Origin of the sequence: Gordonia sp. SGD-V-85 (assembly GCF_001456905.1) — a bacterium.
GTDB classification, from domain to species: domain Bacteria; phylum Actinomycetota; class Actinomycetes; order Mycobacteriales; family Mycobacteriaceae; genus Gordonia; species Gordonia hongkongensis.
The window spans coordinates 84,064-108,339 of sequence record NZ_LNQO01000005.1 but is presented as its reverse complement, the minus strand read 5'-3'; the positions used below and the strand labels follow the sequence as shown (position 1 = coordinate 108,339).

Annotated in this window: 20 protein-coding genes; 13 read left to right on the top strand and 7 right to left on the bottom strand. The window is 66.7% G+C overall.

Annotated features, from left to right (window positions below; genetic code table 11):
* Position 1 precedes the first annotated feature (1 nt).
* From AS181_RS07490 to AS181_RS07475, 3 genes are all read left to right on the top strand, one after another.
* The gene (locus AS181_RS07490; RefSeq protein ID WP_058250965.1) at positions 2-967 is read left to right on the top strand and encodes an ABC transporter permease; all 966 of its coding nucleotides are present in this window, start codon (positions 2-4) and stop codon (positions 965-967) included.
* Positions 964-3,597: an ABC transporter ATP-binding protein/permease gene (locus AS181_RS07485; protein WP_058250964.1), complete on the top strand. Its 2,634-nt coding sequence runs from the start codon at positions 964-966 to the stop codon at positions 3,595-3,597. The genes AS181_RS07490 and AS181_RS07485 overlap by 4 nt, the downstream gene beginning before the upstream one ends.
* 116 nt (positions 3,598-3,713) lie before the next feature.
* Positions 3,714-4,226, top strand: coding sequence for a GtrA family protein (locus AS181_RS07475; RefSeq protein WP_082652886.1), 513 nt, complete (start codon positions 3,714-3,716; stop codon positions 4,224-4,226).
* 49 nt (positions 4,227-4,275) lie between these two features.
* Here the strand turns inward: AS181_RS07475 and AS181_RS07470 are convergent, their stop codons facing one another.
* On the bottom strand, positions 4,276-5,106 hold the full coding sequence (locus AS181_RS07470) for an aldo/keto reductase (protein WP_058250961.1): 831 nt from the start codon (positions 5,104-5,106) through the stop codon (positions 4,276-4,278).
* A gap of 61 nt (positions 5,107-5,167) precedes the next feature.
* On the opposite strand from AS181_RS07470, the gene AS181_RS07465 reads away from it, so the two are divergent.
* From AS181_RS07465 to AS181_RS07450, 4 genes are all read left to right on the top strand, one after another.
* Positions 5,168-6,760, top strand: a complete 1,593-nt coding sequence (locus tag AS181_RS07465; protein WP_058250960.1) for a phytoene desaturase family protein — start codon at positions 5,168-5,170, stop codon at positions 6,758-6,760.
* Between the two features lie 163 nt (positions 6,761-6,923).
* Positions 6,924-8,354, top strand: coding sequence for a sensor histidine kinase (locus tag AS181_RS07460; RefSeq protein ID WP_058250959.1), 1,431 nt, complete (start codon positions 6,924-6,926; stop codon positions 8,352-8,354).
* Between the two features lie 72 nt (positions 8,355-8,426).
* The gene (locus AS181_RS07455) at positions 8,427-9,848 is read left to right on the top strand and encodes an MFS transporter (RefSeq protein ID WP_217491645.1); all 1,422 of its coding nucleotides are present in this window, start codon (positions 8,427-8,429) and stop codon (positions 9,846-9,848) included.
* Between the two features lie 74 nt (positions 9,849-9,922).
* Complete coding sequence (locus AS181_RS07450; protein WP_058250958.1) at positions 9,923-10,564, top strand: response regulator transcription factor; 642 nt, start codon at positions 9,923-9,925, stop codon at positions 10,562-10,564.
* 18 nt (positions 10,565-10,582) lie between these two features.
* Here the strand turns inward: AS181_RS07450 and AS181_RS07445 are convergent, their stop codons facing one another.
* From AS181_RS07445 to AS181_RS07435, 3 genes are all read right to left on the bottom strand, one after another.
* Positions 10,583-10,900 (bottom strand): hypothetical protein, encoded by a 318-nt coding sequence (locus tag AS181_RS07445; RefSeq protein ID WP_058250957.1) that lies wholly within the window; start codon positions 10,898-10,900, stop codon positions 10,583-10,585.
* A 77-nt stretch (positions 10,901-10,977) separates the two neighbouring features.
* Complete coding sequence (locus AS181_RS07440) at positions 10,978-13,953, bottom strand: MMPL/RND family transporter (RefSeq protein ID WP_058250956.1); 2,976 nt, start codon at positions 13,951-13,953, stop codon at positions 10,978-10,980.
* Positions 13,954-14,421, bottom strand: coding sequence for an MmpS family transport accessory protein (locus tag AS181_RS07435; protein ID WP_223259011.1), 468 nt, complete (start codon positions 14,419-14,421; stop codon positions 13,954-13,956).
* Between the two features lie 264 nt (positions 14,422-14,685).
* On the opposite strand from AS181_RS07435, the gene AS181_RS07430 reads away from it, so the two are divergent.
* A complete protein-coding gene (locus AS181_RS07430) occupies positions 14,686-15,246 on the top strand; it encodes a peroxidase-related enzyme (protein WP_058250954.1) in 561 nt (186 codons plus the stop codon).
* A 76-nt stretch (positions 15,247-15,322) separates the two neighbouring features.
* On the opposite strand, the gene AS181_RS07425 is transcribed toward AS181_RS07430, so the two are convergent.
* Positions 15,323-16,222 (bottom strand): arginase family protein, encoded by a 900-nt coding sequence (locus AS181_RS07425; RefSeq protein WP_058250953.1) that lies wholly within the window; start codon positions 16,220-16,222, stop codon positions 15,323-15,325.
* Between the two features lie 196 nt (positions 16,223-16,418).
* Here AS181_RS07425 and AS181_RS07420 point away from each other — a divergent pair, with 196 nt between their 5' ends.
* Positions 16,419-17,045: a TetR/AcrR family transcriptional regulator gene (locus AS181_RS07420; protein WP_058250952.1), complete on the top strand. Its 627-nt coding sequence runs from the start codon at positions 16,419-16,421 to the stop codon at positions 17,043-17,045.
* Positions 17,046-17,073: 28 nt separating this feature from the next.
* Here the strand turns inward: AS181_RS07420 and AS181_RS07415 are convergent, their stop codons facing one another.
* The gene (locus AS181_RS07415) at positions 17,074-17,982 is read right to left on the bottom strand and encodes an AurF N-oxygenase family protein (RefSeq protein ID WP_058250951.1); all 909 of its coding nucleotides are present in this window, start codon (positions 17,980-17,982) and stop codon (positions 17,074-17,076) included.
* A gap of 178 nt (positions 17,983-18,160) precedes the next feature.
* Here AS181_RS07415 and AS181_RS07410 point away from each other — a divergent pair, with 178 nt between their 5' ends.
* The 4 genes from AS181_RS07410 (at position 18,161) to AS181_RS07395 (ending at position 23,418) form a co-directional block, all read left to right on the top strand.
* Positions 18,161-19,585: an FAD-binding oxidoreductase gene (locus AS181_RS07410; RefSeq protein ID WP_058250950.1), complete on the top strand. Its 1,425-nt coding sequence runs from the start codon at positions 18,161-18,163 to the stop codon at positions 19,583-19,585.
* Between the two features lie 65 nt (positions 19,586-19,650).
* Positions 19,651-20,412: a decaprenylphospho-beta-D-erythro-pentofuranosid-2-ulose 2-reductase gene (locus tag AS181_RS07405; protein ID WP_058250949.1), complete on the top strand. Its 762-nt coding sequence runs from the start codon at positions 19,651-19,653 to the stop codon at positions 20,410-20,412.
* Positions 20,413-20,770: 358 nt separating this feature from the next.
* On the top strand, positions 20,771-22,633 hold the full coding sequence (locus tag AS181_RS07400; RefSeq protein WP_231742334.1) for a galactan 5-O-arabinofuranosyltransferase: 1,863 nt from the start codon (positions 20,771-20,773) through the stop codon (positions 22,631-22,633).
* 5 nt (positions 22,634-22,638) lie between these two features.
* Positions 22,639-23,418, top strand: a complete 780-nt coding sequence (locus AS181_RS07395; protein WP_058251128.1) for an MBL fold metallo-hydrolase — start codon at positions 22,639-22,641, stop codon at positions 23,416-23,418.
* Between the two features lie 24 nt (positions 23,419-23,442).
* Here the strand turns inward: AS181_RS07395 and AS181_RS07390 are convergent, their stop codons facing one another.
* Positions 23,443-24,120: a nitroreductase gene (locus tag AS181_RS07390; RefSeq protein WP_058251127.1), complete on the bottom strand. Its 678-nt coding sequence runs from the start codon at positions 24,118-24,120 to the stop codon at positions 23,443-23,445.
* Between the last annotated feature and the right edge of the window lie 156 nt (positions 24,121-24,276).

Below are 24,276 nucleotides of genomic sequence, written 5' to 3'. Positions count from 1 at the left end.
GATGACCGCGTTGCACTCGCCGCTGGCGCGCTTCATCGTCGTGCGCCTGCTCTACACCGTCGCGGTCCTGCTCGGCGTGATCGTCGCGGTGTTCTTCCTGATGCAGGTCGTGCCCGGTGATCCCGTCCGCATCGCGCTCGGCACCCGCTACACCCCGGAATCGTATGAGGCGCTGCGCAGCGCCTCCGGACTCGACCAGCCGCTGGCAGCGCAGCTGGTGAACTATGTCGGCAGTGCCTTCACCGGTGACCTGGGTGTCAGCTTCCGCAACAGCGAACCGGTCACGACGATGCTCTTCGATCGGCTTCCCGCCACGATCACACTCGCGACCGCGGCGATCGTCGTCGCGTTGCTCATCGCCGTGCCACTCGGTTTCTGGGCCGCGCTGCGGGAAGGTCGGCTGGCCGACAACGTCATCCGCGTGGTGAGCCAGTTCGGGATCTCCGTGCCCGACTTCTGGATGGGCATCCTGCTGATCGGTCTCTTCTCCACCGCGCTCGGCTGGTTACCGTCGGCCGGGTATCAGCCCTTCGCCGACGACCCACTCGGTTGGCTCGAACACCTCGTGCTGCCGGCGATCACGGTCGGGGTCGTGACGGGGGCGATCATGACGCGGTACGTGCGCTCGTCGGTGCTCGACGTGGCGAACGCACCGTTCGTGACGACGGCCGAATCGAAAGGGCTGAGCACCAAGCGTGTTCTCCTCGATCACGTCGGACGCAACGCGCTCGTACCCGTGCTGACCATCTCCGGTATCCAGTTCGCAGGTCTGCTCGGCGGTGTCATCGTCGTAGAGGTCGTGTTCGCCTGGCCCGGACTGGGTCTGCTGGTCTACGACTCGGTCGCCGCGCGCGACTACCCGGTCCTACAGGGTGCGATCCTGCTCATCGCGGTGATCTTCCTGGTCGTCAACCTCGTCGTCGACATCCTCTACGCCGTCATCGATCCCAGGATTCGACTGTCATGACCCTCACCTCACCCGACCCGCCGGAGCCCGGTACCGGAGTCGACGACGAACCGGCCGGCACCGAGCTCAACAGCGGAACGTCGACCGATTCGGCCTGGCGATTGCTGCTACGCAACCGCACCTCGGTGATCGGGCTGATCATCATCGCAGTCGTCCTCGTGTGCGCGGTGTTCGGTCCGCTCATCGCTCCATACGGCGCCAACGAGATCGACGTCCCGAATGCGCTGCAGGCACCCAGTTGGTCCCATCTCTTCGGGACCGACGACCTGGGTCGCGACGTCTTCTCCCGGGTGGTGCTCGCCGCGTCGGTGAGCATGCGCGTGGCGGTCATCGCAGTGGCGATCTCCCTCACCGTCGGCGTGATCCTCGGTATGGTCGCCGGTTTCGCCGGTGGCGTCCTCGACACCGCGCTCATGCGGATCGTCGATGTGGTCTTCTCTTTCCCGGTACTGCTGCTCGCGCTGGCCATCGTCGCCATCCTGGGACCGGGAGTCACCTCGGCGATGATCGCGATCGGCGTCGTCTACATACCGATCTTCGCCCGGGTGGCGCGCGCCGACACCCTGCGTGTGCGACAGACCCAGTACGTCCAGGCGTCACGCACGATGGGGGTGGGGACACCGGCGATCCTGGCACGCCATGTGCTGCCGAACATCTCCGGACCGGTCATCGTCCAGACCTCGATCTCGCTGGCGTTCGCGATCCTGTCGGAGGCGGCACTCTCGTTCCTCGGCCTCGGTGTTCAACCGCCCGACCCGTCGTGGGGCCGGATGCTCTTCGACGCACAGGGGTTCATCACCACCGCCTGGTGGATGGGTGTGTTCCCCGGTCTGGCGATCCTCGTGACGGTCTTCGCTTTCAACCTCGTCGGCGACGGCGTACGCGATGTGCTCGACCCGCGCCAGCGCACGCTGCTGCGCAACCGCGGGTACGAACGCAAGTCGCCGACGGTGACCACACCGTCGACCGCGAAACACGTCGACACCGACGGATCGGTGCTGCGCGTGGAGGATCTCGTCGTCGGTGTCGGTCCGCGAGAGATCGTGCACGGCATCAGTTTCTCGGTCGCGCCGGGTGAGACGCTCGGGATCGTCGGGGAGAGCGGTTCAGGCAAGTCACTGAGCGTGTTGTCGGCGACCGGGCTCTTCGACGCGCCCAGCGCGTACGTCCGCGGGTCGGCCCGCCTCGGCGACACCGAAATCGTCGGCGCCACACCGGCGAAACTCCGGGACCTACAAGGTTCGCGAGTCGGCTTCGTCTTTCAGGACCCGTCGTCGAGCCTCAATCCCCTGCTCACCGTCGAACAACAACTGACCGAGGGCCCGCGCCGGCATCTCGGCCTCTCGCGGGGCGAGGCGCGCGAACGGGCTCTGACCCTGCTGCGCGACGTGAACCTGCCCGACCCCGAAAGCCGTTTGCGCGCATACCCGCATCAGTTGTCCGGCGGCCAACGGCAGCGCGTCATGATCGCGATCGCATTGGCCTGCGATCCGGAACTCCTCATCGCCGACGAGGCCACCACCGCACTCGACGTGACCACGCAGGCACAGATCATCGACCTCGTCGCGAAACTACAGCGGGAACGCGGTATGGCGGTGGTGTGGATCAGTCACGACCTCGGCGTCATCGGGCGGATCGCCGACCGGGTGATGGTGCTGCGATCCGGCCGGATCGTCGAGAGCAATGACGTCACAACGCTGTTCGACGACCCGCAGGACGAGTACAGCCGCACGCTGCTCGACTCACGCCCGCTGCTGAGCAAGGTCACCGAACGTGGTGGCGCGTCGCCCCTTCAGAAGCGGGTCGACGACGAGCCGCTCCTGAGTGTCACCGGGCTGGGCGTCGACTATGTGGTCCGCGGCCCGTCGGGGCGCCGGGTGGTGCACGCCGCCGACGGGGTCGACCTGCAGGTCGCTCGTGGCCGGACGCTCGGGATCGTCGGCGAATCGGGTTCGGGGAAATCGACCGTGGCCGGCGTGATCACCGGCCTCATCACGTCCGCCCAGGGCACGATGGTGCGCGGCAGCGTGACCATCACCCTCGACGGCCGGAGGGTCGAGGCCATCGGGGCGCGCGGCGCCGACGAAGCCCTGCTCCGACGCCGCGTCGCCATGGTGTTCCAGGACCCGGCCGCCTCGCTCGATCCGCGGATGACGGTGGCGGCGTCGATCGCCGAACCGCTGCGGACGCACGGCCTCACCGACGGCCGGGACGGCACGCGGAGTCGTGCCGAAGAGTTGCTCGCCGACGTCAGCCTGGACGCGTCGTTCCTCGACCGCTATCCGCACGAGATGTCCGGCGGCCAGCGGCAGCGGGTGAGCATCGCCCGTGCGCTGGCGTCCGACCCGGAGGTCCTGATCCTGGACGAATCGACGGCGTCGCTCGACGTGTCGGTGCAGGCCAGCGTCCTCGACCTGCTCGCCGAGCTCCAGCGTCAGAAGGGGCTGACCTATCTGTTCATCGCGCACGACCTGGCCGTCGTCGAGCAGATCAGCGACACCGTCGCGGTGATGCAGTATGGGAAGGTCGTGGAGAGTGGACCGGCGTCGACCATCCTCCACGACCCCGCAACCGACTACACCCGCGCGTTGCTCGCGGCCATCCCACCGGAGGTCCCGCAGCGGGCCTGACCCGTCGACTGTGCGTCCGATCTCGTCGACTGCGTGCTGGTTTTCGTCGACTGTGCGTCGAAACCCGCAACGCCCGTCGGCACGGTAGCCAGGACGTCGTCGGCTAGGGTGTCAGCGTGTCTCGACCCGACCCTGGTGACCACGTCCGCGATGACGAAGAACCGAGCCACGAGGACTTCGCCACGCGCCATGCGCCGATGCCGATCGAGCTGCCCCTCGACGACGAAGAGGCGTCGACGAACGTCGGTCTGAAGACCCAGCTCGTTCGCTTCGTCATCACCGGCGGGTTCTCCGGACTTCTGGACTTCGGGCTGACGATCCTCCTGCAATACGGCCTGGACGTCCCGTTCTGGCCCGCGAAATCCGCGGGGTTCATCCTCGGCACCACCGTCGCGTACCTACTGAACCGTCGATGGACGTTCCGAGCCGAACCGAGCATGGCGCGGTTCGTGTCGGTCGTCGCGCTCTACGTGGTGACCTACTTCGTCAACGTCGGCATCTACACGCTTCTGTCACATGCCTGGCAGGAAACGCTGCTGTACAGCTTCGCGGCGTACGTCGTCGCCCAAGGCACGGCGACGGTCATCAACTTCGTCGTCCAGCGGATGGTCATCTTCAAGATCCGCTGACCCGAGAACGCACGGTCAACGAAAGCGGACGCCCAGTCGACGGGCGGGGTCAGAACTCCTCGTCGACGTCGGAGTCACGGGCGGCGCGCTCGCCGCGGTCGAGGGTGGCGAGTTCGGCCAGGTCGGCGGGGTCGAGCACGAAGTCGAAGAGGTCGGCGTTCTCGAGCTGCCGTCCGGTGTGCGACGACTTCGGGACGACGCTGATCCCGTTCTGCACCGACCACCGCAGCGCGACCTGCGTGGGCGACTTGCCGTACTTGCGTGCGATCCGGAGGACGACCGGGTCGGCGAGCAGACCCTCCTTGCGTCCGGTCGGTTGCCAGGCCTGCGCGTGGATACCCTTGCTCGCCATGAACTCCCGCAGCTCAGTTCGCTGCAGGACGGGCGAGCACTGGATCTGGTTGAGAACCGGCCACCGTCCCGTCTCGTCGAACAGCATCTGCAGGTGATGCTGCTTGAAGTTCGAGACCCCTGGGGTACGGACGTAACCCTCGTCGGCGAGGGTGAGCAGCGCCTTCCACGAGTCGACGGTGCGGCCGAGGCTCGGGCAGGGCCAGTGGATGAGGTAGACGTCGATGTGTGCGACGCCCAGCCGCCGGGCGCTCTCCTTGGCTGCGTTGATCGCCTCGTCGAAACCCTGGTCGCCGCCGCCCAGCTTGGTCTGCACGACGATGTCTTCGCGGGCGACGCCGGTGCCGTGCAGCCCCATCCCGACGCTCAGCTCGTTGCTGTACCGGGGCGCCGTGTCGAGAAGTCGGTAGCCGGACTTGATCGCCGAGCCGACGGCGCTGACACACGGCTGGCCGAGCATGTTGTAGGTGCCGAGCCCCACCAGGGGGATCGAGGTGCCGTTGCTGAGCTCGACCGAGGGGATGTCCACCGCATCAGGATATGTCGACAACCGCATCCTGCGCCGCCGGTCGATCTGGAACGCTTGACCGATGAGCACCGGAGACGACGCGTCGTACGACGACATCGTGGTGGGCGCGGGACACAACGGCCTCACGGCTGCCGCCTACCTCGCTCGTGCCGGCCGGCGTGTGCTCGTCCTCGAGAAGGCCGACCACGTCGGCGGCGCCACGGTGTCGGCGACGCCGTTCGCCGGTCTCTCCGCGCGCCTGTCGCGGTATTCGTACCTGGTCTCGTTGATGCCGCGCGAGATCATCGCCGACCTCGACCTCGACGTCACACTCATCCGACGCCGCTATTCGTCGTACACACCGCTGCCGTCTGACCCGGCGCGCGGCATCCTGGTCGACAACCTCGACGACGACGGGACGGCCGCGTCCTTCCGCCGCGTGACGGGCTCCGACATCGGTTTCACCGCATGGCAGTCGTTCTACCGTCGGCTCGGCGTGGTCGCCGACCGCGTCTTCCCGACCATGACCCAGCCGTTGCGGACCGCCGCCGACATGCACGACCTCGTCGTCGGCCCAGGCAAGTCCACCACCGACACGTCGACCGCCGAACTGTGGGAGGCGCTCACCACGCTGCCGCTGGGCACACTCCTGGGCCAGTACTTCGACGACGATCTGGTGCGCGGCATCGCCGCCACCGACGGATTCATCGGTACCTTCGCCGACCTCGACGACCCGTCCCTGCGCCAGAACATCTGCTTCCTCTATCACGTGATCGGCGGCGGAACCGGGGACTGGGATGTCCCGGTCGGCGGAATGGGGGCCGTCTCAGGTGCGCTCTATCAGGCGGCGACCTCGGCGGGCGCCGACATCAGAACGGGTGTCGAGATCACCGGCATCGATCCGGCGGACGGGACAGTCGAGACGACGAGCGACACCTTCGGCGGCTCGATGCTGTACGCGGCCTGTGCGCCGCAGGTGTTCAACACATTCCTCGACGGGACGCCGATCCCCTGCGAGCCCGACGTCCGCGGATCGCAGCTGAAGATCAACCTGCTGCTCGACCGGCTACCCCGACTCCGCGACACGTCGGTCTCGCCGGTTGCGGCGTTCGCCGGGACCTTCCACATCAACCAGACCGCCACCCAGCTGCACGACGCGTGGCGGCAAGCGAATCGTGGTGAGGTGCCAGAGGTCCCGCCATGCGAGATCTACTGCCACACCCTCACCGACCCGTCGATCCTCGGACCGGAACTGGCGGGCAAACACACGCTGACCCTGTTCGGACTGCACATGCCGCCCGAGGTGTTCGACGAACCCGGCGCCGTCGAACACGCCGTCGGCGCGACCTTCGCATCGCTCAATTCGGTTCTGGAGGAACCGATTCAGTCGGTCATCGCGCATGATCAGAACGGGCGGCCGTGCATCGAGGCGAAGACGCCGCAGGACCTCGAGGGTGCCGTCGGGCTACCCGGTGGTCACATCTTCCACCGACCGCTGCAGTGGCCGTGGGCCGAGACCGCATCCGAGGTGGGCCGGTGGGGTGTGGAGACCCCTCACCCGCGAGTGTTGTTGTGCGGCGCGGGCGCTCGACGCGGCGGCGGGGTCAGCGGTATCCCGGGCCGCAACGCCGCGGCGGCGGTCCTGGGTGTGGATGCGCTCGATGTGCCGCGGTAATGGGGCGCTAGGACAAACTTTTGGCTCCCTCAGCGCACAGTGCCGTGCTCGGCGGCCAACCGCCGCACCCGCTCGCTCAACCCGCGGGTCGGTGGCGAGCGCACCGTCGGGGACGAACCACGTATCTGTGGCGTCCCGCTGCCGGCGACTCTAGCCTCGACCCGTGGACAGCATCATTCGTCTCAACTCGTCCCAAGTGGACGCCTTGTTCGGCGCGTCGCCAGCAGTCGTACTCCTCGCCGAGCCCAGCTCCGGCCGTGTCGCCTGGGCGAACGAGAGCGCGTCGGAGTACTCCAACGCTCGGGTGCACCGTCACGTCGCGCCGACGAGCGGGCCGGCCGGGTCGTCGGCGACGGTCGCCTCCGACGACGAGGATGGCCCCTCGGTCGAGGCGACGGTGGTCGACGTCGTCGTCGACGGACAAGCGCGCTGGTTGGTCCAAGTCGACAACCGTGGACCTCTGGACGCGGAGCCCAACGAGGTGTCGCTGACCGCCACCTACGTGGAGACGCTGAGCCGGCACACTGCTGCCGGTCTCCTCGTATTGGCGCACGACGGCACGATCCTTCATGCGACCGACCGCGCACTGGAACAGTTCGGGATCAGGCGCAACGCCTTCATCGATCACCGGATCGAGGAGTTCGTCAGTGTCCGATCCGACGATGACGCCTCGGGGTGGAGCGCCGCGGTCGCGGCGATGGATCCGATCGCGACCGTGCAGTTCGAGATCCCCGTCCGAATCGGTTTGCAACGCGGCCCGTCGTTCCTCGGCGGCACCCTCGAACGCGTGGCCGGCAGACCTGACGAGGAACTGCTGCTCACCGTCTACGACATCTCCGATCGCATTCGTCGCGAGCAGCAGCGCACCCGCGATGTGGAGCAGCAGAACTATCAGGCCCGCTATAACGTCATGGGCGATCTCGCGATGGCCGTCGCACACGAGCTCGGCCAACCACTGACTGCGGCAAGAAACTTCATCGCCGCCGCGCTGGCGTCGGTGTCCAACGGCCATGTCGCCGATGACATCGCTGCGGGCTCGGTGACCCGGGGCCTACAGGGGGCCCAGAAGCAGGTCGACCGGGCCTCGGCGGTGATCGCCAGCATGCGACGCTTCGTCGGGCACCTCGAACACTCGCAGGAACAAATCGATCTGAACGTCATCGTGAACGAGTGCTTGTACTTCGTCCGACTGAGGGCGGAGGCTTCTGCGGTCACCGTCAATACAGACATCTCACCGACCGAGGTATCGGTGTGGTGCGAGCGCGTATTGACCGGACAGGTCGTCTTGAACCTGTGTTTCAACGCGATAGACGAAATGGCGGAGAGCGAACGAGACGTCCGCACCATCACCGTCTCGACCCGGAGTGCCGACGAGGCCGGGATCTTCACCGTCGAGGATCGAGGCCGTGGGATCACCCGCGATCCCTTCACCGAATCGTTCACATCGAAGCCCGACGGGAATGGCATCGGGTTGGCGCTGAGCTACCGGATCATCACACGTCAGAGCGGTCAGATCTGGGCGAGACGCCTGTCCGTCGGTTCCCAGTTCGGATTCCGACTACCCAACCGTCGGGGGATTGACTCAGGCCGCTAGGGGAAACCTTTAGGTCCTGTCACTCTTCCCTCATGGCCCGTGACTCGCGTAGTTCCTAGCATTTTTGTGCAGATGCAACTCATCGATCAGCCCGATCGCAACGGATTGCACTTCACAGCCCCCACGAAAAAGGTCTACATGAAGACTCGGACATCAAGCCCCCACCACACCAAGAGCAGCAGAGTCCGCGTCGGGCTCGCCGCCGGCGTCGGGACAGCGCTGGAATTCTACGACTTCGCCATCTACGGCACTGCGGCCGCACTCGTCTTCGGGCACATCTTCTTCCAGACCGACGACGCATGGTTCGCCACTTTCATGAGCCTCGCGACGTTCGCTCTGGGCTTTCTGATGGCCCCGGTGGGTGCGGTTCTGTTCGGGTGGATCGGTGATCGTTACGGCCGCCGCCCGTCGCTGTTCCTCGCCTTCGGCCTCATGGGCGCATCGACTCTCCTGATGGGGCTGCTCCCGACATACGCGGCGATCGGCATCCTCGCACCCCTGCTCCTCGTCCTGCTGCGCCTGTGTCACGGGCTGGCTCGAGGCGGTGAGAACGCGGGTGCCGCGGTGTTCGCCATCGAGCACGCGCCGGACCGTAGTCGAGGCCTCTACGGCTCCTTCGTCGCCATCGGGTCGCCGATCGGACTGATCCTGGCCAACTTCGCCTTCGCGCTGGTCCTACTCCTGCCCGACGACGCGGTCACCGACTGGGGATGGCGACTGCCGTTCCTCGCCGGCGGCGTCGTGCTGGTGTTCGGGATCTGGGTACGCAAGGGCGTCGACGAGACCCCCGCGTTCAAAGAGATCGAGGGCGAGCCGGCCGACGAGTTGCCCAAGGTCCCGCTCATGGATGTGCTGCGGCGCCGCTGGCGTGTCCTCCTGCTGGCCGCGGGCGTGAACATCGGTCTGAACGCTTCGACCTTCGCGCTGGCGACCTTCATGCTGTCCTACGCCGCCGCCGACGCGCCGGAAGGCCTCGGGCTTTCACGTCAGCCCATCGTCGAGGGCACCCTGCTCGCCCTCGCCGGACACGCGGTGGTCAACGTGTTCGCGGCATGGTTGTCCGACCGGATCGGACGGAAGCCCGTCATGATCTTCGGCGCGGTCGCGTCCTTCTTCTCCGCGTTGTTCATGTTCCAGATCACCTCCGCCGGCACCGTCACGGCCGTGAACACGGCGATCTTCATCGGCTTCATCGCCACGGGCTTCCTGTTCGGACCCATGTACACCTTCTACGCCGAGCTGTTCCCCAAGGAGCAGCGCCAGTCGGGCCTCGGATTCGCGTTCCACATGGGCGCGGTCCTCGGCGGCGGGATCTCGCCGCTGGTGGCGAATCGCATCATCGCCGAGACCGGCAATGGACAGTACGTGGGTTACTACCTCGCGGCGCTGCTCGTGGTGTCCTTCCTGTGTCTGCTGGTGCTCCCCGAGACCGCTCCGATCCGCCGACAGGTTCGCGATGCGCACGAACCGAGCGACGCGGGATCGCGGGTATGACCCACAGCGGCACCGGGTGGCGGCGGCGCACCTGAGCGCGCGCCACCGTCCCCGGACCGCTTTAGGATGAACACATGCCGGGACCGTCGACGAGCCAGTCGCCAGAACCGCAGGTCTATGTGGTCGACGACGACCGAGACCTCTGCGATTCGGTGGCGCTGCTCCTCGAGACCATCGGCATCACGCCGGAGATCTGCCTGTCCGCCGACGACTTCCTGGCCCGCTACGACGGGGAGCATCCGGCGTGCATCATCCTCGATGTGCGGATGCCCCAAATGAGCGGCACCAGGCTGCAGCAACGTCTCAACGAGATCGCACCACACGTGGGGATCATCTTCGTCTCGGCACACGGAGACATCCGGTTGTCGGTGACGACCCTGCGTGCCGGTGCGCTCGACTTCCTGGAGAAGCCCTACGATCCCCAGCAACTCCTGGACGCGGTGGAGAGCGGCGTGAATGCGGCGGTGGACAGGTTCGCCAACTTCCGGCAGAAGCGAGAGATCGAAGAGAACCTGGCGATCCTGACCCCGCGTGAACGGGAGATCCTCAGCTTGGTCGTCGAAGGCTTTCCCAGCCAGCAGATCGCGACCAGACTCGGCATGAGCGTCAAGACCGTCGATGTGCACCGCACACGGATCAAGACGAAATCTCGTGCGGACAGCCTCCCCACTCTGGTCCGCGACATCCTTCGCTTCGACGTGGCGGTGGACCAGTGATCATCGACCCGATCCGGTTCAGTCCCCATCGATCTTCTGCGCATTCGCCCACCGGCGTCCCGGGTCGCCGCCCCACGCATCCCAGGCCACACGTCCCGCTGTCGGGAAGCCGTCCTCGCCGTTGTTGAACCCGGTCGCGTTCTTGTCCACCTCGTGACGAGAGAAGTAGTTGCGCATCTTCTTGATCTGGTCGTCGTCGACGTCCTTGCCGTCGGCCAACTGATGGGCCCGATGACGGCCGGTGTCGGTGAACCCCTTACCCGCCTTGCCGTCGTCGATCCATCGCACCGCGCGCTGGGCAGCCTCCTGGACGTCCTTCGGTGGCTTGTGACTCATCTGCGCGCTCCTGTCGTCGGGGTCGTGAGATATCCGCGTGCCCGTCGGAGCCAGGCGCCAAACCCGTCGACGGGGCCCTACAAGCGCATCTCGGCGAGGGGACGGTCATCGGCGATGGTCGTCGTCGCCCGATCCGCCTTTCGCGCGGGTAGCGACACGAACGGCGTCGGCCACCAGAACCAGCGACCGGACAGTCGCGCGATCGCCGGCATCACCAACGTGCGGACGAGAAGGGTGTCGATCAGCAGTCCGATCGCCACGGTCGTGCCGATCTGCGCGACGTTGTGGGCGTAGCTGGCGAGCATGGCCAGCATCGTGATCCCGAAGGTGAGGCCGGCCTGGGTGACCACGCTGCCCGTACCGACCATCGCGCGGATCAGACCGGTTCCACCGCCCGCGCCGTACTCCTCACGAAAACGACTGAACAGCAACATGTTGTAGTCGGCACCCACGGCGACCAGAAAGGTGAACGCGATGGGTGCGACCGACCAGTGCAGTGGATTGCCGATGAGGCCCTGCCACAGGAAGACTGAGACACCCATCGCGGACAGATAGGAAAGCCCGACGGTCCCGATCACCGCGAGCGCGGCGACCAGACTGCGCAGCAGGAAGAGGACGACGCAGAACACGAAGGCGAACGCGGCGACGACAATCGCGATGAAGTCCTCGTGCGCGAACGACTCGATGTTCAGCAGCGTGCCGCCCGGCCCGCCGATGCTGACGGTCGATCCGGCGAGCGAGGTGTTCTTGATCGCCGCCAGTGACGTCGGGATCACCTCCGCGCTGACGTCCATCGCGTCGCGGCTGAAACCTTCGCGCTGCGGCGTGACGATCATCCGGGTCGCCTTGCCGTCGTCGGAGAAGTAGTAGGGGATGCCGCTCTGGAAGAGCGGACTCTCCAGCGCCTGGCTGGGTAGGAAGAACCCGCCGGAAGCGGGACTGCCCGCCGAGTACGCCCCGCTGACCTCGTCGAGGAAGTCGGTGATCTCGCCGATCTGCGGCAGCAGGGCCCCCAGGGTCGTGCGTAGCGGGCCGATCAGCTCGCGGATCTCGGTGACCGTCGCGCGCAGCGTCGGGATCTGCGCGGCCGCAGTGGGCAGCGCATCGCCCAGGGAACGAGTGCCGCTCGCCAGTTCCCGCACGGAATCACGCAGTGCGGGAACGTCATCGAGCACCGAAAGTCCGGTAAGCGCGGTACGGCACGCGTCGACACCCCGGCACTGCGGGACCGATTCGACGAGTCCACGCACCGGCGCGATCCCCGCCGACAGTTCGTCGACCTTGGTGAGTGTCGACTCGCTCGTTCGTTGCAATTGCGCAGTGGCATCGGACAATGAGCCCGCGCCGGCCGCCCCTTGCTGCAGCGCGGTGTCGAGGCCGTCGATGGCGGTGTCCAGGCGATCGACCGTTGCACCGATTGCGTCGAGTTCGGAGATGCGGTCGCGCAGAAGCGATGTCATCTGTCCGAAGCGGTTGCCGATGTACCCCGCCTGCGAGGTGAGGGTGCCTTGGTCGAGGGTCTCCCCGAGGGGTCGGGTGATCCCCTGCACCGCGTTCACGCCGTCGATCGAGGCGACGGCATCGGTCATCTGCGCGAGAGCGATCAGATCCGCCGCATTGCGCATGTCATGGTCGGATTCGACGATGAGCACGCTCGGCGCCATGATGTTCGGCGGCAGGTGCCTTTCTGCCGCAGCGAAACCCACGTTCGCCGGCGAGTCCGCCGGCTGGGCGCGACGTTCGTTGTAGCTCGGCGCGTACATCGCGAGCGGGATGATCATGACGGCGAGAACAGCGAGTGCCGCGGCGAGTATCGGGCCGGGCCAGCGGGCGACCGTGGTCCCGATCCGGCGCCAGCGGCGTGGCGACGCCGACTCGCGAGGCTCCACGAACCCGAGCCGGGTGGCGAGGGCCAGGACCGCGGGGCCGAGGGTGAGCGCAGCCGCGAGGGTGATGAGAATGGCTATGGTGCAGGGTAATCCCGAGGTGCTGAACATCGCCAGACGCGTTGCCGCGAGGCACGCCATCGCACCGGCCACTGTCAGCGCCGACGCCACGACGATGTGCTGTACGCCGGCCAGTGCGTCGTAGTAGGCGTCTTCGGGGTCACGTCCCTTTCGGCGCGCCTCCTGATATCGGCCCACCAGGAAGATCCCGTAGTTGGTGCCCGCGCCCAGGACGATCACCGCCGACAGCGCCGCGGCGAAGATCGAGACCTTGATGACCTCGTTCTCGGCCAGGAAGGAGATCGTTGCGCGGGCCACGGCCAACGCCAGCCCCACCCCGAGCAGTGGCACCATCGCGGTGACGACGGACCGGTAGACCAGCAGCAACACGGCACCGACCAGCAACGCGAACACCGACACCAGCAGGATGATGGAGTCGTTGATCGCGACCATCTCGTCGTTGACGACGGCCGACGGCCCGGTGACGTGCACGTCGATGCCGGGTGGCGGCGTCGACGCGGCGATGGTGTCACGCGCTGCCTGGGTCGATTCCATGGCGAGCGCGGTGCCCATGTTGCCGGCGAGGTTCACCAGGACGTAGGCGACGTGGCCGTCGGCACTCTGCGCGGCCGGGGCGAGGTCGGGGTTCGACCACAGGTCCATCGCAGAGTTGACGTGCTCGGTGTCCGCGGTCAACTCGGCCAACAGGTCGGTGTAGTACGTACGGGATTCGGGCCCAAGGGGTTCGTCGCCCTCCATCAGGACGTAGACGAAGTTGTTGCTGCCCCCGCCGCCGAAGTACTCACCCATCTTGACGAGCGCCTGCACGGACGACGCCTCGTCGGGCAGGAAGGACTGCGCATGTTCGGTGACCGTCGATTCCAGTTGCGGTACAACGATGTTGAGACCACCTGCGATGAGAAGCCAGATGACGATGACCGGTACCGAACACGCGTAGAGAAATCGTGCGAAACGTGGCCGAGCAGAATCTTTGTCGCGCAGTACCTCACGATGCACCGGCCGCCGGACCTCCGCGGCGAGCCCACGCCTGAGTCGAGCGAACCGCTCACGTGCGGTCATCGATCGCTCCCCGTCCTCGGCGCTCATCTACGCCACCGGGACCAGACAATTGGCGACCGTACTGCCATCGGAGCCCGACCCCGTTTGACGTACCCGCTCGAATCCGTTGACCCGCACCGCACATGACAGCGCTCCTCGACCGGACGATTGGGTCAGGACACCGACAGACGACGTCAGTTCCCGCGTACGGAGAATCACTCGCCACGGAACGGACACCTTGTCGTCGACGACCCGTCCCCCGGGCTCGATGTAGGACACCCGCGCTGACGAGCCCGCCGGGCCGGTCACCACGTACTCGATCGACTTGTCGCGCACGACGCCCGCCTCAGGCGCCGCCGGCGAGTGGCCGATCGCCCGGTCGGGGATCTCACTCAGGCGCAGCTTGCCGACGTAGAACGCCGACACGGACATCACCGCGATGACCACCAGAACGACCCACCACGAGCCTGCGTACGCGACGGACTTCTTCATCGGACCCCCATCGACATCAGACATCCGCGTCTCGACCTGGCCTTATGCCTGCCGAGCCGCGTTCAGCCTGCCAGTGGCAGGGACTCTATATGTGACATCGCACGTTGGCAAGGTCCACCGAACGCCCGCGTCTTGTCTCGACAGCCATCCGACGCGGACCTCCGCCATGAACTCCATGCGTGATGGCCGTGACCCCTTCTTCCGGGGGTGGTGAGTCACGTCGCGAGGCGCGACCATGGGCTCCTCGCGAAGCGAGCAGGGTGCGCCCCTGTGACGGAAGGCCTTGCCATGACCACGAGCCGATTCCCCTTGACCGAACTCGCCGACCTACCGGCTGACCTCCGTGAACGCATCGAACCCATTGCGGAGAAGTCGGGCTTCGTCCCCAACATCTTTCGCGCACTGGGTCACCGCCCGAACGAGTTGCGAGCCTTTCTCGACTACCACGACGTCCTGATGGAGGGCCCCGGTCCGCTGTCGAAAGCCGAACGCGAGCTGGTCGTCGTCGCCTCGTCCGGAGCGAACCGCTGCATCTATTGCGTCGTCGCCCACGGCGCCATCCTGCGCGTGCGATCCAAGGACGCACACCTCTCCGATCACGTGGCAACCAACCCTGCCGGAGCGGTCCTGGATGAGCGTCAGCGCGCAATCGTCGATCTCACCCTCGCCCTGACCAGGACCCCAGAACTGTTCGCGGACAGCGACATGGCCCGCGCCCGGGAAGCGGGGCTCACCGATGACGAGATCTGGGACGTCGGGGCGATCACTGCGTTCTTCGCCGCGTCGAACCGACTCGCACACCTGACGGCGGTGGCACCCAATCACGAGTTCTATTCCATGGGTCGGTGACTCGGGACACGGCCGGATCAGCTCACCGCGGATCGAGCCGGTACAGACACGAGTGAGCGGGTGTCACCACACGAGGCTAGGTGGAGCTCAGTGCCGAAACGAGCACCGACACGAGCCTGGGTATCGCGGTTCGATCTGCCGACGCATGCGCCGGGTCGAGCTGCCCGATCGACATTCCCCAGCAGTCGGGATCTTCTAGCAGCGCGCCGAGTGCCTGTCCGAGTATCGCGATGGTCGGCCCGCTGTTTCGGCCGTTCACGTTCTCGGCGATCGGCGCGTCCAGAAAGTCGAGTACGTCGACATCGAGATGCACCAGGAACGGTCCGGACGCCAGAATCCGGCGGGCGTCGGCGGCCGCACGACGGGGGTCGTCGCAGAGCGCGGTCTGATCGACGACCGCGATTCTGTGTTCTGCAGCCTGTCCGCGTTCCCAATCAGTTGTCTCTCGACTCAGATCAACGCCGAGGTAGACCAGCTCCGACGGCCGCAACAACGGTGTGCGGTACATCAGATCGACCAACTCCGGCGCGGCCCCCTCGAGACCCAGCGCGTGCGCCATCCCCATCCAACTCAGCGAGCCCTCCGTCGTCGAGCGGGGGGTGTTGAGATCCAGATGCCGGTCGATGTAGACGAGCCTGGGCCGTTCTCCGGCACGTGCCATCGCGTCACAGAGTCCGAAGGCGACTGTGCAGCTTCCGCCGAGCACGAGCAGACGTTGGTCAGCTGCGAGCAGGCTCGCCGCAGCGGTGGAAAGCTCGACGAGTGCATCCGCCTCTTCGCCGAGGTTCTGCGCGAACGGTCGCTCACGGTCGGGAAACCACAGCCGTGTCGTCAGATCGCCGGCATCGACGACGTCCGTGCCTGACGCCCGCAGCTGTTCGACGAGGCCGGCAGCTCGCAACGCGCCGGGCGCTCGTTCTACACCCACGCAGTAGGCGCCGGCACTACTGGGCACACCCAGCACCGTCGTTCTCATCGAGTGCCGTCGACTGAGCTGGCGTGAGCTGGCTCCATGGCACCCATCGTCGCAGAACCAATCGCCTGTTGGCCGCCCAGATCGGAATGCAGACCATGAAGATCCGAAGCCGACGTCCTGGCCGACCCGCCGCCCAGCTCGCACATGAGGGCGAGGTCGGGCCACGTCACGAACGCCGTGATCCATAATCGCGAGCATGCAGAAGCCGGCTTGCCCGATCCGACGCCGGACCGCGCCCGAGGTCCGAGAAGCTCTGCTCGTCGCGGCTGTCGCCGAACTCGACGAGGCCGGACCCGAGAACGCGAGCCTGCGTGCGATCGCCCGCCGGGTGGGTATCACGCATCAGTCGGTGGCCCACCATTTCGCCGATCGTCGGGCGTTGTTCACGGCGGTCGCGGTCCGCGGTTTCGACAACCTCCACACCGAACACATGCGTGCTCTCGAGCAACTGCCGGACGACGCCCCGCTCGGCGAGGCCGTCGCCACGCTGGGGCAGGTCTACGTCCGATTCGCGCGTGACAACCGCGCCACGGTCACGCTGATGATGGGCTCACGACTCGTCGACAACAAGGCGCCCGACCTGGTCGCGGCACGGGCGCGCGGATGGGAGTTGCACACGCGCACCGTCTCCGACGCCGCCGACCACGGTTGGGGCGGCGGCGTGCCCGGCAAACTCATCGCCGTCGCAACCTTCGCCATGGCGCACGGCCTGGCCGCACTGGAGACCGACTTCGCCGACCAATTGCCCGACGGCACCGGCATCGAAGACCTGCTCTCGCTGGTCAACGCCGTGATCATCACTCCCCCGCACCAGGATTCGTGATCGCCGGGGGACGTTCGGCATCGGCCCGTCAGAGCATGTGCACCTTGCGGTAGATCCGCGCCGCGGGCCGGGTGAGCAGACCCACCTCGTCGAGGAAGCCCATCAAGTGCGCGCAACCCGAGCGGACCATTGACTGGAAATGGTGGTTGCGGCGCATCTCTCCGACCGCCCGACGGTGGTCCAGACCGGCGTCGGCGTAGGCCTTCGGGCGGACGAGGCTGACGAGGATGTAGGACACGGCCATCGCGGTGATCACCGAACTGAGTTGTCGCCGAATCCAACTGGCGTCCGCCATGGACTGGCGCACCTCCTCTCGCGCGAAACGCATGTGGCGAGATTCCTCGAGGACGTGGATCTCGTTGACGGTGCGCACGAGCGGCAGCACCCGATCGTCACGCATGCAGCCACGCTGCAGCACGTCCAGGACTTCCTCGGCGGCAAGGATTCCGGCGTAGGCGACTTCGCTGCCCGCGACCCGCATGAACAACTTGCCGAAGCGACCCAGGCGCGGATGCGGCGTGTAGCTGGTCCCGGTCAGCTTGTGCGACGTCTTGGCGAACATGAGCGAGTGCCGACACTCGTCGGCGACCTCGGTCAGGGCGAACTGGAACTCCGGGCGATGGTAGTCGCCGAGGTACTGATCGCGGATCACCATCTCCTGCAGCATCATCTCGAACCAGATGCCGATGCTCATGATCGACGCCGTCTCGTGCCGGGTGAGGGCGATCCGCTGCTGCTCGGTCATCTCATTCCAGTAGGCCGTTCCATACAGAGTCGACCACTCCGGGCTGCAGCCGTACTTGTCCTTCTCGAGCGGCGCATCCCAGTCGATCTCGGTCAGCGCATTGCGCGACAACCGCGCGGCAGATGCCAGCAAGCGCTGCGACACCTCGTCGATTCCGTCGTCGGAACGGGTCACATCTCTGAGCGCTTCCATGCCGGGCTCCTCGTCGTGCGCGGTAGTACGTCTGTGATGCATGCCACCACGTATCGTGCCATCAGTCAATGGTGCGTTTCTCGATGGCATCGACGAGCGCTTGGAGGTCATGGGTACGACTCCGCGTCCCCGGCATGACGGTCGGTCTGTGAACCCCGCCCAGGTAACCTCTCTAGCGATGTCTACTGAAGAGTTGCTGCCGATCACGACCCGCAAGCTGGTGGGCTGGTCTCGCACCACCCCGATCGAGGGTCACGTCCTGTCCACGCCGTACCCAGAGGTCATCGCCGAGGCGGTGGCCCGCGTGGCTGACGACAACGCGGACAAGCCGGACTACCTCAAGCGCGGCGTCATCGCCCGCGGACTGGGCCGCTCGTACAACGAGTCGGGCCAGAACAGTGGCGGCCTCACGATCGACATGACCCCACTGACCAGGATTTACGCGATCGACGACGAGTCGGCCACGGTCGACGTCGACGCCGGCGTCTCCCTGGACACGCTCATGCAGGCGGCGCTCCCCCACGGCTTGTGGGTCCCGGTGCTCCCGGGTACCCGACAGGTGACGGTGGGCGGCGCGATCGCCCACGACATCCACGGCAAGAACCACCACAGCCAGGGCAGCTTCGGCAACCACGTCGTCGAGATGCAGTTGCTCGTCGCCGACGGCCGCATCCTCACCCTCACCCCGGGCGGCTCGGCCGACGACCCGAACGGCGAACTCTTCTGGGCGACCATCGGCGGCATCGGACTGACGGGCATCGTGCTGCGCGCCAAGATCCAGATGAAGCGCACCGAAAGCGCCTACTTCATCGCCGACACCGCGCGCACCGGCTCGCTGCAGGAGACCCTCGACCTGCATCTCCAGGACGGATTCGAGGACGGATACGAATACGCCTCGGGCTGGTTCGACACCATCAGCGCGCCGCCGAAGCTCGGTCGCGGCACGTTTTCCCGGGGGAATCTCGCCCGCGTCGACGAACTGCCGGAGAAGTACCGCGACAACCCGCTGTCGTTCAACAACAAGCCACTCGTCCGGTTCCCCGACATCTTCCCGCGCGGGTTGGCGAACAAGCTCAGCTTCTCCGCAGTCGGCGAGGCGTACTACCGGATCGGACCGCCCAGTGAGGGCAAGGTCAAAAATCTCGCGCAGTTCTACCACATGCTCGACGTGTTCGGTGACTGGAACAACGCCTACGGACGCGGCGGTGGTTTCTGCCAGTACCAGTTCATCGTGCCGACCGGCAACGAGGGCGAGTTCACCGCGCTCATCGAGGACATCCAGGCGTCGGGCCATGTCAGCTTCCTCAACGTCATCAAACTCTTCGGCGAGGGCAACCGGGCGCCGCTGAGCTTCCCGTTCAAGGGCTGGAACGTCTGCCTCGACTTCCCGGTCAAGGCCGGCCTCGCCGAGTTCCTCAACGAGCTCGACCGCCGCGTCATGGCGATGGGCGGCCGCCTCTACACCGCCAAGGACTCGCGCACCTCGGCCGAGAACTTCCACGCCATGTACCCGGAGATCGGCGACTGGATCGCGACGCGTCGTCGCATCGACCCCAACCGGGTGTTCATGTCGGACATGGGTCGGCGCCTCGAACTCGCCTGACCGACTGCCCTTTTCGACGCGCCGCACGCGCACCCGACCTGTACGTCACCGAAAGCGAGTACATAATGATCAACGCCGTGGGCGTCCCACAGTCCATCCTGGTCCTGGGCGGCAGCTCCGAGATCGGGCTCGCCATCACCGCGGAGTACCTCAGCAAGGGCCCCGCGCGGGTCATCCTCGCCACCCTGCCGGGTGACCCCACCGCCGCCGCGGCGGTGGAGAAGGCCAAGAACGCCGGCGCCACCGAGGTCACGCAGATCGACTTCGACGCCCGCGCCACCGACACCCACCGGGCGGTCATCGACAAGGCGTTCGCCGACGGTGACGTCGACGTCGCGATCGTCGCCTTCGGCATCCAGGGTGACGACGAGCAGGCCTGGCAGGACCACGGCCTCGCGGTCGCCGAAGCCGAGATCAACTACACCGCAGCGGTTTCCGTCGGTGTTCTGCTGGGCGAAAAGTTCAAGGCGCAGGGCCACGGACAGATCATCGCGATGAGCTCCGTCGCCGGCGAGCGCGTCCGCCGCAGCAACTTCGTCTACGGCTCCACGAAGGCCGGACTCGACGGCTTCTACCTCGGGCTCGGAGAGGCGCTGCGCCCCTTCGGTGCTCGCGTCCTCGTCATCCGCCCCGGCCAGGTCCGCACCCGGTTGTCGGCGCATGTCAAGGAAGCGCCGCTCACGGTCGACAAGGAGGACGTCGGTCGCCTGGCGGTGGCCGCGGCCACCAAGGGCAAGGAGATCGTCTGGGTGCCGGGGCCGTTCCGCTACATCATGATGGTGCTCCGCCACATCCCGCGTCCGATCTTCCGCAAGTTGCCGATCTGATCGCTGAATCGCCCAATCGCTGAACAGCAGAGTCTGAGTGGACGTGATGAACCGACCTGACCCTTCGAGACGTCCCTCCGCAAGCTCCGGGACTCCTCAGGGAGCGGAAGAGGACTCGCCCCCCGCAAGCTCCGGGACTCCTCACGGAGCGGAAGGCGAAGCGCCCTCCGCAAGCTCCGGGACTCCTCAGGGAGCGGGGGGAGAGTCGCCCACCGCACCTCAGGGAGCCGGGGGAGAGTCGCCAACCGCACCTCAGGGAGCGGGGGAAGCCTCGCCGGCCGACCTTCGAAGTACAACAGGCTACGGGCGGGCCGTTCTGTCGCTGCTGATCGCCGTGGTGGTCGGCGGGTTGGTGTCGATGGCGGGACTGACGGCCATCGGAACCGTCGAGTGGCCGGCGTTCAACTCCTCCAACGTGACCCGGTCGCTGACGACCGCCGGACAGGTGCTGGCGATCGCCATCCTGGTGATCGCCGCACTGCTCTATCGCTACGGCAAAGGCCGACTGCTGGTGCCGGTGCTGTCGGCGGCCGCGATGTCGGGCTTCGTCACGGTGACCATCGGAATGCCGCTGGGCGCGACACGTCTCTACCTCTTCGGACTCTCGGTCGACCAGGAGTTCCGCACCGAATACCTCACCCGCATGACGTCGAGCCCGCACCTCGCGGACATGACCTACACCGATCTGCCGCCCTATTACCCGGCCGGCTGGTTCTGGTGGGGCGGCCGGTTCGCGAACCTGCTCGGCCAACCCGGCTGGGAGGCCTACAAGACCTGGGCGATCGTGTCGATGGCGGTGGCCGCGGCCGTTGGCGTCATCCTGTTCATCCGCATGTTCGGCGCCGATCGTGGTGTCGCGCTGGGCCTCGCGGTCACCACCGTCACGTTGCTGTACGCCTCGCCGGAGCCGTATGCGGCCATTCTGGTGCTGATCGGCGTACCCATGCTGATCACGCTGACCTACGCGCTGCGCGGACGAACCCGTGCCGCCGACGGACCCGCGGGTCCGCTCTTCGGCGCGACGAGTTGGCCTGCGGTGGCGGCGTCCGGTGTGTTCCTGGGGATCTCGGCCGCCACCTACACGCTCTACACCGGACTGTTCGCCCTCACAGCTGTCCTGCTGGCCGGTTACTTCGCCGTCCAAGGCTGGCTGAGCGCGTCGAACAAGGCCACTCCGTCGGCCACGGTGACCAGCCGCCGGCGCGGTGTCGTGCTCGCGGTGATCGGTCGTCTGGTCGCCGTCGGGGTCATCTCCGGCCTGATCGCCCTGCTGGTGTGGGCGCCCTACCTGTGGGCACGCCTGACCAACACGCCCGCCAGCGGCGGTACCGCCGAACACTATCTGCCCGAACGCGGTTCGGTGCTGCCGCTGCCGATGTTCGGGCTGAACCTCGTGGGCGCGATCACGATGATCGGCCTCCTCTGGATTCTGCTGCGATTCCGTACCCGCACCGTCGCACTGGCCATGGGCGTCACGGTGGTGACGGTCTATCTTTTCTGCCTGCTGTCGATGCTGATGACCGCCCTGGGCACGACCCTGCTCTCGTTCCGTCTCGAGCCGATCCTGGTGGCCACACTGAGCGCGGCGGGCGTCTTCGGTGTCGTCGACCTCGCGCATGCGGCGGTACGGCGCTTCGGCGACGTTCGTGTGGTCGTCGGTGCACTCGCCGTCCTCTCGGCAATCGCGATGGCACAGAGCATCCCGGGTCATCTCGCCACCGAGATCACCACCGCCTACACCGACACCGACGGATACGGCGAACGCGCCGACGCCCGCCCGGCCGGCGCCGAGTCGTACTTCGCGGAGCTGGACAAGCTGATCGGTGAACAGACCGGCCGGCCGCGCACCGAGAATGTGGTCCTCACCGCCGACTTCGGGTTCCTGTCGATCTACCCGTACTGGGGATTCCAGGGACTCACCTCCCACTACGCCAATCCGCTGGCCGAATTCGACAAGCGCGCAGCCGCGATCGAGCGTTGGGCGAAGAGCGAGAACGCCGACCAGCTCGTCGACGCGCTCGACCGATCCCCCTGGACCCCGCCGAATGTCTTCCTGTTCCGGTACAGCGCAGACGGTTACACGCTCCGCCTCGCCGAGGACGTCTATCCCAACGATCCGAACGTGAAGCGCTACACGGTCACCTTCGACCCGGCGGTGTTCGACGACCCGCGCTTCCAGGTCACCGAGCGCGGCCCGTTCGTGCTCGTCGTCCGGAAGTGATGGTGATGCGACTCCCGTTCCGTACCGCGCGACCGATGACGATCACCCGGGTCGACGGCGATTCGTCGACAACCCATTTCGTCTCCACCGACGTCGTGAACTGGGTGCTGCTGGAGCAGGACGGCGAGCTGACGCTCATCGACGGCGGTTATCCGGGCCAGGCCGCCCAGGTCGTCGAGTCCATCGAACGGATCGGCCGCAAGCCCGAGGACGTACGTGGCGCGCTCCTCACCCATGCTCACGTCGACCACCTGGGTGGTCTCGTCAAGCTGCAAGCGAAGTATGGGTTCGACGTCTACATGGACCCGGTCGAGGTGGATCACGCGCTGCGCCGTCACCTCCAGCAGGCGAACGCGCTCGATCTCGCCCCGCAGGTGGCGAACCCCCGCCTGTGGGCGTGGCTGGCCAAGACCACTCCGCTCGGCGTCCTCAGTCGTGCGGGTCTCGCCCAGGCGTCGGGGTTCTCCACCGGTGGGCACCGCCCGCTCGACCTCCCGGGCGCACCGGTCCCCGTGGCGAGCCCCGGCCACACCGACGGCCACAGCGCCTACCTCGTCGCCGACGGCCGCGCCCTGGTGTCCGGCGACGCACTGGTGAGCGGACACGAGATCTCGTCGATCACCGGGCCGCAGTGCATCCCGTCGCTCTTCCAGCACGACGAACCCACCGCGCGACGCAGCGTCGAACGGTTCACCGAGCTCGATGCCGACATTCTGCTTCCCGGTCACGGCCCGATCGATCGCGGCGGTGTTGCCGCGGCCGCGCGGGCGGCGCTGTCGCGCTGAGCTCCGCCAGGACCGGTCCCACCGCTACTCGAAGCCGACGAACGTCGCGGCCTCGGCTACCGACTTGCGTTCGGAGACCACCGCATTGGCCGGGAACGTCTCATCCGGCCAGCCGAGCGCGATGCTCTTCATGATCACCTGATCGTCGGGGATCCAGGCATGCTCGCGAACAACGGGCGACTGCATGATGCCCTGGCTGTTGATGACCGCGCCGAGACCGCGCGACCAGGCGGCGTTGACCAGCGCATTCGAGACCGCGCCGCAATCGAACGGGGTGTCGTCGCTGCCGTCGAGGATGCGGTCGTAGGTCACGATCACGCAGACCGGGGCGTCGAACTGGCGGAACCCCCGCAGCACCCAGTCCTGCCGCATCTCCATGTCCTCGCGGGCGATGCCCATCGCGCCGAACAGTTGCTTCGCCACCTGGACCTGACGGTCGCGGTGCGTCCCGGTGAACTTCTCCGCGCCCGTCCGGAACTCTCGGGAATGGGGAACGCCGGCCAGGTTGCGCTCGGTGTTGCCCGCGCGGATGCGATCCAACGGTTCACCCGTGATCACGTGGAAGTTCCACGGTTGTGTGTTCATCGACGACGGGGCTCGCATGGCGAGGGTGAGGATCTCCTCGATGAGCTCGCGAGGCACGGGGTCGGAGGTGAACCCGCGGGTACTGCGACGTCCCAGAACCACTTCGTCGTACTGCATCGTCGATCTCTCCTCGCACGCCTCGAACACCCGTAGTCGCGGACGGCGATGCAGGACCACACCGTCCGACGACCGGTGAACACGTTACCGCCGACCGGCCGGATGTCTCCGTTTCCGGTGTCATGCCCGGCCGACCAGGCCGCTTCCCTACTCCCA